The 11,573-nt window shown below is 65.7% G+C and carries 9 protein-coding genes; 2 read left to right on the forward strand and 7 right to left on the reverse strand.

All coding sequences use genetic code 11. The features are described 5' to 3' along the window. Positions 1 to 35: 35 nt before the first annotated feature. Positions 36 to 728, forward strand: coding sequence for a hypothetical protein (locus B4M43_RS20775; protein WP_296269338.1), 693 nt, complete (start codon positions 36 to 38; stop codon positions 726 to 728). A gap of 105 nt (positions 729 to 833) precedes the next feature. Further along, entirely contained in the window at positions 834 to 1,469 is a 636-nt protein-coding gene (locus B4M43_RS20780; protein ID WP_296269339.1) for a hypothetical protein, read from the forward strand. Between the two features lie 43 nt (positions 1,470 to 1,512). Here the strand turns inward: B4M43_RS20780 and B4M43_RS20785 are convergent, their stop codons facing one another. The 7 genes from B4M43_RS20785 to prmA form a co-directional block, all read right to left on the reverse strand. Then, positions 1,513 to 4,272, reverse strand: a complete 2,760-nt coding sequence (locus B4M43_RS20785) for a hybrid sensor histidine kinase/response regulator (RefSeq protein WP_296269340.1) — start codon at positions 4,270 to 4,272, stop codon at positions 1,513 to 1,515. A 136-nt stretch (positions 4,273 to 4,408) separates the two neighbouring features. Further along, entirely contained in the window at positions 4,409 to 5,704 is a 1,296-nt protein-coding gene (gene purD / locus B4M43_RS20790) for a phosphoribosylamine--glycine ligase (protein WP_296269341.1), read from the reverse strand. Between the two features lie 183 nt (positions 5,705 to 5,887). Then, positions 5,888 to 7,495: a bifunctional phosphoribosylaminoimidazolecarboxamide formyltransferase/IMP cyclohydrolase gene (purH, locus tag B4M43_RS20795; RefSeq protein WP_296269342.1), complete on the reverse strand. Its 1,608-nt coding sequence runs from the start codon at positions 7,493 to 7,495 to the stop codon at positions 5,888 to 5,890. 78 nt (positions 7,496 to 7,573) lie between these two features. Continuing rightward, complete coding sequence (gene fis / locus B4M43_RS20800) at positions 7,574 to 7,894, reverse strand: DNA-binding transcriptional regulator Fis (RefSeq protein ID WP_008093076.1); 321 nt, start codon at positions 7,892 to 7,894, stop codon at positions 7,574 to 7,576. Next, on the reverse strand, positions 7,891 to 8,904 hold the full coding sequence (gene dusB / locus B4M43_RS20805; protein WP_296269343.1) for a tRNA dihydrouridine synthase DusB: 1,014 nt from the start codon (positions 8,902 to 8,904) through the stop codon (positions 7,891 to 7,893). Before dusB ends, fis begins: the two co-directional genes overlap by 4 nt. Before the next feature lie 215 nt (positions 8,905 to 9,119). Beyond that, complete coding sequence (locus tag B4M43_RS20810; protein WP_296269344.1) at positions 9,120 to 10,454, reverse strand: DUF3426 domain-containing protein; 1,335 nt, start codon at positions 10,452 to 10,454, stop codon at positions 9,120 to 9,122. 169 nt (positions 10,455 to 10,623) lie between these two features. Next, complete coding sequence (prmA, locus tag B4M43_RS20815) at positions 10,624 to 11,508, reverse strand: 50S ribosomal protein L11 methyltransferase (protein ID WP_296269345.1); 885 nt, start codon at positions 11,506 to 11,508, stop codon at positions 10,624 to 10,626. Between the last annotated feature and the right edge of the window lie 65 nt (positions 11,509 to 11,573).

An 11,573-nucleotide genomic window follows, 5' to 3' on the forward strand; every position in this document is an offset into this window, starting at 1 on the left:
TCCAGAACGGACGGGCTTACTTGAGGAAAGCAGCCATGAGCGATACGTCCAAAACCCCCACCACCGAAGATTCGGCCGCGCTGGTCGACACCGTCGTCACCACCTACCGCGCCGGCATGTCGACCCAGAATCGCCTGGATGCGCAGAACAGCTTCCAGTTCGCCGCCCTGGCCGCCAGCGCCGAGTTCAGCCGCAAGGAGCAGCGCGAGGAGTGGTTCGACCGCATGCTGGAAGTGATGCGCACGTGCGGTTGGAGCGTGCAGGAGCGCGCCTATGACAAGCAGACCGCTTCCAGTACCAGCATCACCGTAGGCTCGGTAGCCTTGAATGTCTTTGGTGCAGTAGGCCGTGCGGCATTGGGCGGCCCTATCGGCCAAGCCTTGGGTGCGTTGGCCGAGCAAGCCTTCAGTGGCTTGGAAGCCATGACCAAGGACGTCGAAGTGTTCTTGTCCAAGAGAAAAAACACGCTGCACGGCCTGACCGGCATCGTCGGCTGCGTCGAGTCCGAGGGTTCGCTGTACATGGTGGTCAGTGCCGTGGACGTCAAGACCCCGGACAACGACCTCGACGTGCTCGGCATCAACGTCCACATCGAAGGCAACGAGTTCTACAAAGGTACGGCGGTGCTGACGTTCAACGGCGCGGTATACGCCAACGTGCGCGAAGACATCCTGGGCAAACTGGGCGCCCATGCCACCCAAGGTGTCCTGGCCATCAAGCTGCCTTAGTGCTGAGCCACGCTTTTTCGGGTCTGCGGGCGTAGGCGCCTGCCAGGCATTCGCGCTCCACTGAATAGACGACGCAGCACGCCCTGTGCTGCGCCGGAGGTGCATATGGATACACCAGGGGCTGCCGTAGTGGGCAGCAGCATCGTTTCGTTCATGCCACACATCGATCAGCGTCGGCGCGAGTCGGTCATGCTGGCGCTGTTGATGGCCGAGCAGAGCACTGCGCAGGCGTACAAAGAGGGTTCGGTGACCGATTGGTTCGACTATTACCGCAGGCAGTTGCAGTTCTACGGGTGGGACGCGCTGAGCGCTGAGCAGGTGCATTGGCCGGACGAGCAGCGCAAGAACGTACGCGACAAGGCGCTGGCGGCTATCGGCCAGGTGGCCGGCGAGCGGCACGTCGACGCCATGCGCCTGGCCTATGCGGGGTTGCGTGGCGCGCCGCCGACGCTATTGCAGTTCGAACACAGCGCCATCGAGTGCGGCAGCTTCCGCCTGCTGCCCTGCGCGCCGAGCGGCGGCAGTCGGGTCGACATGGTGCTATGCCATGAGACGCTGACGGCACAGTCCAGCACGCTCGGCTTCCTCTTCGACGAGCAGCGTAAAACCCGCGTCAGGGCCGAGTTGGTCAGGTTCAACGTACGCTTGTTCGAACAACAGCATCGGGCGAAGGTCGCCAAGGCTTTGGCCGCTCAGCAAAGTCGACAGATCCGCGAGTTTCGGCTCGAGCCTTCAACGTAATCCCAGCCCTTTTTCGGCGGCGGTGCCCGACCAGTACGAAGACTCAGGCACCGTCGGCGGGCGGCCTTTGTCCGGCCCAGCGCTGGATCAACTCGCGCAACTGCGAGAGCTCCACAGGCTTGGCCATGTGCCCATCCATGCCCGCCGCTTTCGCGCGTTCCTTGTGCTCGCTGAGGATGTGCGCGGTCAGCGCCACCACCGGTGTGCGGGCGCGCAGGTTCGCAGTCTCCCAGGCGCGCAGCTGTTCGGTGGCGGAAAAGCCGTCGAGCACCGGCATTTCGCAATCCATCAAGACCAGGTCGTAGCGCTGCGACTTCATCGCCTGTAGCGCCTCGTCGCCGTTGCTGGCGGTGTCCGGCTCCAGGTTGAGCTTGCCCAGCATGCCGCGGATCACTTTGGTGGAGATGCTGTTGTCTTCGGCGACCAGAATGCGGAAGTCGCCTGGCAGCACCAGCGCCGTCCCAGAGCCGAGCGCCGGTGACGGCCCGGACTGCTCGCGGCCGCGCTGGGCCAGTTCTTCGGCCAGGGTGGTCTTTAGCGTGTAGCCGGCCACCGGTTTGGCGAGGATGCGTTTGATCCCGGCATTGCGCGCGATGACCTTGCTCGGCGCGTTGCTGATACCGGTCAGCATCACCACCAGGATGTCGTGGTTCAGGCTCGGGTCTTCCTTGATCTTGGTGGCCAGCTGCATGCCGGTCATGCCGGGCATGTTCTGGTCGAGCAGGACCGCGTCGAAGTAGTCGCGCAAGTGCGCCTTGGTGCGCAGCAACGCCAGCGCTTCCTTGCCCGAAGGCACTGCGCTGACGTTCATGCCCCAGGCGGTGCACTGCTGCACCAGCACTTTGCGGCAGGTGTCGTTATCGTCCACCACCAGCACACGGGCATCGCGCAGCGGACCGTCGAGGTCGGTGGCGGGCTGCTCCAGGCGCGCCGGGTCCAGCGGCAGGGTCAGCCACAGGTTGTTGCCCACGCCGGTGCTGGTCTTGATGCCGAACTCACCGTCCATCAGGCCGATCAACTGTTTGGCGATGACCAGGCCCAGGTGGCCGCCGAGCTTGTTGTCCGACAGGAACTGATGGCTGTGCAACTCGGCCTGCAGCAAGGCTTCGCGCTCGGCGCTCGGCATCGGTTCGCCGCTGTCCTGCACGGTGATGCGCAAACGCGGCGGCTCGCTGCGCTGATCGAGCGCGACGACCAGCAACACCTCGCCCTGAGCGGTGTTCCTCACGGCATTTTCCAGCAGGCTCGACAAGGCCTGGCGCAGGCGGGTCGGATCGCCGCTGATCACCTGCGGCACTTGCGGCTGGACGAAACTGATCAGCTCGATGTTCTGCTGCTCGGCCTTGCCGCGGAAGATGTTCAGGCAGTCTTCGACCAAGGCGTTGAGGTCGAACTGCACATCGTCCAGTTCGATCTGCCGCGACTCGAGCCGGGACAGGTCGAGAATCTCGTTGATCAGGGTCAGCAGCTCGTTGCCGGCACTGTGGATGGTCTGCACGTAATCGCGCTGTTTGACCGACAAGGGCGTGCCGAGCAGCAGCTCGGTCATGCCCAGCACGCCATTCATGGGCGTGCGGATTTCGTGGCTGATCTTGGCCAGAAACTCGGCCTTGGCGTTGATCTCGGCGTCGCTGGCGGCCAAGGCGCGGCTGGCGCGGAAGCGCTCCTCGCTGATCCGCCACAGGCGCTCGCTGACGGCGAAGTTGAGCAGCAGGCCGCTGAGTACCGCCAGGCCCATGAGCATGCACAGCAGCCAGGGGGTAGGTGTGCGGGTCAGGCCGAGCAGGGCCGGCAGCAGCACCAGGCCCCCGGCGTTGAAGATCAGCATGGCCAGGCTGAACGGACGTGCCGGCGCATAGCCGCGGTGCCAATGGCAGAGACCGACCAGCAGCATGGTGGCGCTGCTGAGGATCGACAGCCCATAGGTGATCAAGCTTAGCGGCAAGGTGTCGACGAACAGCAGCAGCAACCCGCCAAGGCCGGTGACCACGATCTCGATCTGCAACACGCGGCGCAGCCGCGGGGCGCCACAGGCGGCGAAGTACTGCAGGGTGAAGTACAGACCGGCCATGCCGGCCAGGACCAGGGTGAGATAAGCCGCGGGCGTCTGGGCGTTGTGCCAGATCTGCCACCAGGGGCCGCTGAGGTTGAGCAGGATCAGTGCGCTGAGCAGCATCAGCGCGTGGTACAGGCCCAGCACCAGCGCGGTGATCGAGCGGGTCTTGCCGAAACGCGCCAGGTTGTCGAGGATCAGCATCAGCATGCCGCCGATCAACAGGCCGAAGAGCAGCGGCAGGCGCTGGTCGGAAGCCGCCTCGGCAGCCGATTCCAGGCTGATCGCGGGGCGCAGCTGATGCTCGGATACCAGTCGCAGGTACACCTCCAGCGGGCGCTCGCTGCTGGGCAACGGCAGCACGTGTTCGCTGCCGCGCAGGGTCGGGCTGCCGCCATCGATCTGCACGCCGTGATGCCACTGGCGCACGATCTTGCCGCCATCCAGGGCATACAGGTCGAGACGGGAAAGGTCGGGGGCGAACAGGCGCAGCAGGCGCTGCGGGTCGCCGGGCTCGAGGCGGTAGTGCAGCCACAACGCCTGGTCGGAGCTGGCGGCATCGAGCTGGTCGAGCGCTTGCGGGCTGAATTGGTTGAGGTAGCGCGCCGAGCGCACGTCGCTCAGTTGCAGGTTGGCCTGCTCGTCGAGCAGCATCGACCAGCCTTCGCGTTCCTCGGCCAGGGCCGGAAGCAGGCTCAGTGCGGTCAGCAGGCTGACGATCAGGGCAATGGCAATCCGAAGCCGACGCAAGACGAAATCCCTTCTTAGCTCAATAGCCGATTGGCCACTATGCGCGGCGCGTCTGCACGAACACAAGGCCGACCGCGCAGGCTCGGCCGGTCGAACGCCGCGCGGGCCCAAGGGCCGCGCGACGCGATACACAGGCTCAGTCGTGGTGCTCGCCACGTTCGCGGGCGATGGCGCGATAGCCGATGTCGGTACGGTAGAAGCTTTGCTCCCAGTGCACCAGCCCGGCCAGACGATAGGCCTGTTCCTGCGCCAGCGCAACGCTCTCGCCCAGGGCCGTGGCGCACAGCACGCGACCGCCGTTGGCCACGACGTTGCCGTCTTTCAAGGCGGTGCCGGCATGGAACACCTTGCCGTCGAGCTTGGCCGCCGCCAGCAGGCCCTCGATGACCTGACCCTTGGCGTAGTCGCCCGGATAGCCGCCGGCCGCCAGTACCACACCCAGGCTCGGCCGCGGGTTCCACTGCGCTTCGACCTTGTCCAGGGCCTTGGCGAACGCCGCTTCCACCAGCAGCACCAGGCTCGACTCCAGGCGCAGCATGATCGGCTGGGTTTCCGGGTCGCCGAAGCGGCAGTTGAATTCGATGACCTTGGGGTTGCCGGCCTTGTCGATCATCAGCCCCGCATAGAGGAAACCGGTGTAGACGTTGCCTTCCTCGGCCATGCCGCGCACGGTGGGCCAGATTACCTGGTCCATCACCCGCTGGTGCACTTCGGCGGTGACCACCGGGGCAGGGGAGTAGGCACCCATGCCACCGGTGTTCGGCCCGGTGTCCTTGTCGCCGACGCGTTTGTGGTCCTGGCTGGTGGCCATGGGCAGCACGTTGTGGCCGTCGACCATGACGATGAAGCTGGCTTCTTCGCCGTCGAGGAACTCTTCGATGACCACCCGCGAACCGGCCTCGCCGAACGCGTTGCCGGCGAGCATGTCACGCACCGCCTCCTCGGCTTCCTGCAGGGTCATGGCGACGATCACGCCTTTGCCCGCCGCCAGGCCGTCGGCCTTGATGACGATGGGCGCGCCTTTCTCCCGCAGATAGGCCAGCGCCGGCTCGATTTCGGTGAAGTTCTGGTATTCGGCGGTGGGGATCTTGTGCCGAGCCAGGAAGTCCTTGGCGAAGGCCTTCGAGCCTTCCAGCTGCGCGGCGGCCTGGGTGGGACCGAAGCAGTCCAGTTTACGGCTGCGGAACAGGTCGACCACGCCTTTGACCAGCGGCGCTTCCGGGCCGACGATGGTCAGTTGCACGTTCTGTTCGGCGAAGTCTGCCAGTTGTTCGATGGCGGTGACGTCGATGGCGACGTTCTCGCACTTGGCCTCGGTGGCGGTGCCTGCGTTGCCGGGCGCGACGAAGACTTTCTCGACACGCGGGTCCTGCGCGACTTTCCAGGCCAGGGCATGCTCGCGCCCACCGCTGCCAATGATCAAAACGTTCATGTCAAAAACCTCGAATGCTGTCGGGCGTGGGTCCAGGCCTCACGCTGTACAAGGTCGCGATGAGGCAGGTAGATGCAAGGCGGGGCCGGTTTCGCTGAGCGGAGTTGCCTCCTGGCAATGAGCATCAGCGAAACCGGCCCCAACGCAGCAGATGCCTGCCTCAGCGCGGCCGATCGCAAAAAATCAGTGGCGGAAGTGGCGCATGCTGGTGAAGACCATGGCTATGCCGGCTTCGTCGGCCGCCGCGATCACTTCGGCATCGCGCATCGAGCCGCCCGGCTGGATCACCGCGCTGATGCCCACCTTGGCGGCATTGTCGATGCCGTCGCGGAACGGGAAGAAGGCGTCGGACGCCATGACCGCACCCTGCACCTGCAAACCGGCGTGCTCGGCCTTGATGGCGGCGATGCGCGCAGAGTTGACGCGGCTCATCTGGCCGGCGCCGACACCGATGGTCTGGCGCTGCTTGGCGTAGACGATGGCGTTGGACTTGACGAACTTGGCCACTTTCCAGGCGAACACCAGGTCGTGGATTTCCTGTTCGGTCGGGGCGCGCTTAGTGACGATCTTCAGGTCGTCGGCGCTGATCATGCCGTTGTCGCGGCTCTGCACCAGCAGGCCACCGTTGACCCGCTTGAAGTCCCAACCGGCGGCGCGCTCGGCCGGCCACTCGCCGCACTCGAGCAGGCGCACGTTCTGCTTGGCGGCCACGACGTCACGGGCGGCCTGGGAGATTTTCGGCGCGATGATCACTTCGACGAACTGGCGCTCGACGATGGCTTGGGCAGTGGCGCCGTCCAGCTCGCGGTTGAAGGCGATGATGCCGCCGAAGGCCGACTCGCTGTCGGTGGCGTAGGCCAGCTCGTAGGCCTGGCGGATGCCGCCGTCTTCGTCGGGCACCACGGCCACGCCGCACGGGTTGGCGTGCTTGACGATGACGCAGGCCGGCTTGACGAAGCTCTTCACGCATTCCAGCGCGGCGTCGGTGTCGGCCACATTGTTGAACGACAGTTCCTTGCCTTGCAGCTGGACGGCGGTGGAGATGCTCGCCTCGCCTTTGTTGACTTCGACATAGAACGCCGCGCTCTGGTGCGGGTTCTCGCCGTAGCGCATCTCCTGGGCTTTGACGAACTGGCTGTTGAAGGTGCGCGGGAAGGCGCTGCGCTCTTCGGTGCCGAGGGTGTCGCGGGACTGGTCGATGGTGCCCAGGTAGTTGGCGATCATGCCGTCGTAGGCGGCGGTGTGCTCGAACGCCTTGAGCATCAGGTCGAAGCGCTGGGCGTAGGTCAGGCCACCGGCCTTGAGGCTGTCGAGGACGCTGGCGTAATCGCTGGCGTTGACCACGATGGCGACGTCTTTATGGTTTTTCGCCGCCGAACGCACCATGGTCGGACCGCCGATGTCGATGTTCTCGATGGCGGTCGGCAGGTCGCAGCCGGGCTTGGCGATGGTGGCTTCGAACGGATACAGGTTCACCGCGACCAGGTCGATCGGCTGAATGCCGTGCTCGGCCATGATGGCGTCGTCGGTGCCGCGACGGCCCAGGATGCCGCCGTGGATCTTGGGATGCAGGGTCTTGACCCGGCCGTCCATCATTTCGGCGAAGCCGGTGTAGTCGGCCACTTCCACCGCGTTCACGCCGTTGTCCTTGAGCAGCTTGTAGGTGCCGCCGGTGGACAGGATCTCGACCCCGAGCTGTTGCAGCTCACGGGCAAATTCGAGGATCCCGGTCTTGTCGGAGACACTGATCAGGGCGCGGCGAATCGGCAGGCGGGTAGTCTGGTCGGTCATTTCGGATTCCATAACGCGGTGGAGTCAGCAAAAAAGGCGTCTCTTATCAGGAGCCGCCTTTTCGGGTTGGATTCTGGCCTAGAGCAGGTCGTACTGCTTGAGCTTCTTGCGCAGGGTGCCACGGTTGAGGCCGAGCATCTCGCTGGCCTTGGTCTGGTTGCCCTTGACGTAATTCATCACACTTTCCAGCAACGGCGCCTCGACCTCCGAGAGCACCAGGTTGTACACGTCCGTGACAGTGGCGCCTTCGAGGTGGGCGAAGTAGTTGTGCAGCGCCTTTTCGACGCTGTCGCGAAGGGTCTGGCCTTCTTCGCTCGGCGTGTTGAGGTGCTGTTTCAGGTTGGCGTTGTCGCTCACGGGCGTTGTTCCACTCACTAATGTCTCGGTCATCATCGTCATGCGGCCACCCCTCGTCCGTCCTCTGTCTCAAGGTGCTCTCGACGCGCCTGGAAGTACGCGGCAACGTCGTCGCGTTGGGCCTGCGTGTCTTGCAGCGCGTTGAACCGGGCGCGAAACTCCTTGCCGCCGGGTCGTGTCGCCAGGTACCAGCCAACGTGCTTGCGGGCGATGCGTACGCCCATCACCTCGCCATAGAAGGCGTGCAGCGCGGCCAGGTGCTCCAGCAGGATGCGTTCCACCTCGTCCAGCGCCGGGGCCGGCAGGTGTTCGCCGGTTTCCAGGTAGTGCGCGATTTCGCGAAATATCCACGGCCGCCCCTGGGCGGCACGGCCGATCAACAGCCCGCTGGCGCCAGTGGCCTGCAGGACATCGCGGGCTTTTTCGGGCGAGGTGATGTCGCCGTTGGCGAAGACCGGGATCGACACCGCCTGGGCGATGGCCGCGATGGTGTCGTATTCGGCTTCGCCGGTGTACAGGTCGGCCCGGGTACGGCCATGCACCGCCAGGGCCTGGATGCCTGCCTGCTCCGCGATCTTCGCCACGTTCAGGCCGTTCTTGTTCGCGCGGTCCCAACCCGTGCGGATTTTCAGTGTGACCGGCACGTCCACCGCGCCGACCACGGCGTGGAGGATGTCCCTGACCAGCGCTTCATCTCTCAATAAAGCAGAGCCTGCGGCTTTGTTGCAGACTTTTTTCGCCGGGCAGCCCATGTTGATGTCGATGATCTGCGCGCCTGCTTCGACATTGGCGCGGGCCGCCGCGGCCAGCATCTGCGCGTCGCCACCGGCGATCTGTACCGAGCGCGGCTCGGGATCGCCTTCATGGATACGGCGCAGACGCGACTTGCGGCTGTTCCACAGGCTCATGTCGCTGGTGACCATCTCCGACACCACCATGCCCGCGCCCAGGCGCTGGCAAAGCGTACGGAAAGGCTGGTCGGTGACCCCGGCCATGGGGGCGAGGATCAGGTTGTTGTTCAGTGTGTAAGGGCCGATGCGTACCGCCGACATAGGTGTTCCCTGTTGTGGGGCCGGATCATGGGAGTTCGAAAAAGGGTGGGCATGATACCCGCTCTGGGTGACTGGATAAAGACGGAATTGGATAAAATCTGAGCAATTGGGAGGGCGGCGACCCGTTTCCAGCGATCAGCGATGGGCCTCTATGCGCCCCCGATTGTTCGACTGGCCGGCATCGGCCCAATGGGGCCGGCTTCGGGCTGCTCGCCTCACTCCGGCGAGCGGAAGCTCAAACTGTAGTTCACCGCCTTCGGCCCCGGATCGAGGATGTCCAGGGCGATGTGGATCGGTGTCTGGCTCGGCATGTCGCCGCGCCCGGCCAGTTCTCCGGAAAGGTATTCGCTGGGCTTGAAACGTCGGCTGGCGATCAGTTGGCCGTTGAGGTCGGCGAAGCGCAGTTCGAGCTGCGGGAACGGCTGGCTGAACGGCGCGCGGTTGTAGATGATCGCGTCGACGATCAGCGCGCCTTTGAAGTCGGGGTGGCTGCGCACCACCAGGTTGCTGCTCTTGATGCGCTGCACGTCCACGCGGGTCGGCACGGTGCAGCCCACCAGCGGGCAGACCTGCTGGAACAGGGGGCGGTAGCTGTCCTGTCGGGCCAGTTCGTCGAAGTGGTAGGCCACGTATTGGTAGGCCAGCAAACCAAGGGCCAGCACGCATGCCAGGCCCCACAACAGGCGCCGGCCCCAGCGTGGTGGCGGCGCTTCCCAGCCCAGTTGCAGCGGGTCGTCGACCACGTCGATCAACGGTTCGCTGCGAAGGCCGCGCGATGGGCGTGGGCCGAGGCTCGGTTCCAGGCGCTCTTCGGGGTCTTGTTCGGGGCTCGGCTCGTCGGCCTCCTCATGGGCCGACAGGCGTTCGCCATGGGGTTCGTCATCCAGAGCACTGAGGCTACCCAGAGACGTCAAACGTTCTTCGGACAGCGGCCGGCCTAGACGCGGCTGCTCGTCGGCGAGCGGCTCCGGCGCAACGGCGTCCAGGCGCAAGGTCGGTTCGGTGCGCGGCTCGTCGTGGTGTTCGTCGGCTTGCGGGGTTTCCACCAGGGTGGGCACAGGGGCGAAGGGCACAGCAGGCTCGTCGGCCTGGCCGCGCTCGGCGGTGCCGAAGGGTTCGTGCAGGTGTTCGTCGAGCCCAGCATCGTCGCGCCGTGCCTGCAAGGGCGTACGCTGCGCCGCATCGTTGGAAGGTGCGGCGACGTGCCGGCGTTCCAGATTGGCCAGCGCCTGGTCGAGGTCCAGGGCGTCGAGCGCCGAATGGGTGGCGTCCCAGTCGGCCTGGGTCGACGCGACGGGGGCCACCGCCACGGGCGGGAGACTCGGCTCGGGGGTATTCGCCGTCGGCACCGCAGGCGGCAGGCCCTCGGCTGCGGCCGCCAGCGCCTGGCCAGTGGCCGCCTGGCTCTGCTCCAGCAACTGCTTGGCCGCACTGAACACTTGCAGGCATTGACCGCAGCGGACCACGCCACGGGCCACGCTCAACTGGTGATGCGTCACGCGAAAGCGCGTTTGGCATTGCGGGCACTGGGTGACGAAACTGTCGGTCATGCGGCGATCCGTGGAGGTGGGCGGAAAGTGATTTTAGACGTTGCGCAACACCGAAGCGGCGCCGGGCGGCCATGCGGGCCCAGGCCTACCGTGCCAGCACCCTGGGCGCTCGGCATGCACGGCCCGCGCCGTGCGCAGGCACGGCGCAAGACCCCGCACGAAGCGGGTTTCACGCCCCGCGGCGGCGGCCACTGATGCGCACCCAGCCGTCGCGCTCGGCGATCGGATCGAGGTCGAACGCGTCCGCATAGGCGGCGGCCACTTCTTCGCCCTGTTCGGCGAGAACGCCCGACAGCGCCAGCAACCCGCCCTCGCGCACCAGCCCGGCCAGTTGCGGGGCCAGCGACACCAGCGGCCCGGCCAGGATGTTGGCGACCAGCACGTCGGCCTGCAGGGCCGGCATGTGCTCGGGCAGATACAGAGCCAGACGCTGCTCGGCGATGCCGTTGCGCCCGGCATTGTCGCGCGAGGCCTCCAGCGCCTGCACGTCGATGTCGGTGCCGACCGCCTCGCGCGCGCCCAGCAGCAGCGCGGCGATGGCCAGAATGCCCGAACCGCAGCCAAAATCCAGGACCTGCGTGCCTTGCAGTTGTTGGCCGTCGAGCCACTCCAGGCACAGCGCGGTGGTGGGGTGGGTGCCGGTGCCGAAGGCCAGGCCCGGGTCGAGCAGCAGGTTGACGGCCTCGGGCTCGGGCGCGTCGTGCCAGCTCGGCACGATCCATAGGCGCCGGCCGAAACGCATGGGCTGGAAGTTGTCCATCCAGCTGCGCTCCCAGTCCTGGTCTTCGATCACCTCGGCCTGATGCTCGGGCAGCGCGGCGCCGGTGAGCAATTGCAGGTGGGCGAACACCGCCTGCGGCTCGGCGTCGGCTTCGAACAGCGCCAGCAGGTGGGTGTTGGACCACAGCGGCGTGGTATTGAGATCGGGTTCGAAGATCGGCTGGTCTTCGGCGTCCATGAACGTGACCGACACGGCGCCGACTTCGAGCAGCGCATCTTCGTAGGTTTCGGCTTGTTCCGGGCTGATGGCCAGGCGTACTTGCAGCCAGGGCATGGCGGGTACCTTAGAAAAATCGACGGGGCAGCGGCAGGGCTGCGCAAAGCGCGCAGTCTACGCCA

This window comes from Pseudomonas sp. UBA6562, assembly GCF_002434265.1.
In the GTDB taxonomy this organism is placed as follows: Bacteria; Pseudomonadota; Gammaproteobacteria; order Pseudomonadales; family Pseudomonadaceae; genus Aquipseudomonas.

Coding starts and splice junctions, on each gene's coding strand:
- B4M43_RS20810 (WP_296269344.1), bottom strand. CDS start 10,454: ATGACCGACAGTTTCGTCACCCAGTGCCCGCAATGCCAAACGCGCTTT.
- prmA (WP_296269345.1), bottom strand. CDS start 11,508: ATGCCCTGGCTGCAAGTACGCCTGGCCATCAGCCCGGAACAAGCCGAA.
- fis (WP_008093076.1), bottom strand. CDS start 7,894: ATGACGATGATGACCGAGACATTAGTGAGTGGAACAACGCCCGTGAGC.
- B4M43_RS20780 (WP_296269339.1), top strand. CDS start 834: ATGGATACACCAGGGGCTGCCGTAGTGGGCAGCAGCATCGTTTCGTTC.
- purH (WP_296269342.1), bottom strand. CDS start 7,495: ATGACCGACCAGACTACCCGCCTGCCGATTCGCCGCGCCCTGATCAGT.
- B4M43_RS20775 (WP_296269338.1), top strand. CDS start 36: ATGAGCGATACGTCCAAAACCCCCACCACCGAAGATTCGGCCGCGCTG.
- purD (WP_296269341.1), bottom strand. CDS start 5,704: ATGAACGTTTTGATCATTGGCAGCGGTGGGCGCGAGCATGCCCTGGCC.
- dusB (WP_296269343.1), bottom strand. CDS start 8,904: ATGTCGGCGGTACGCATCGGCCCTTACACACTGAACAACAACCTGATC.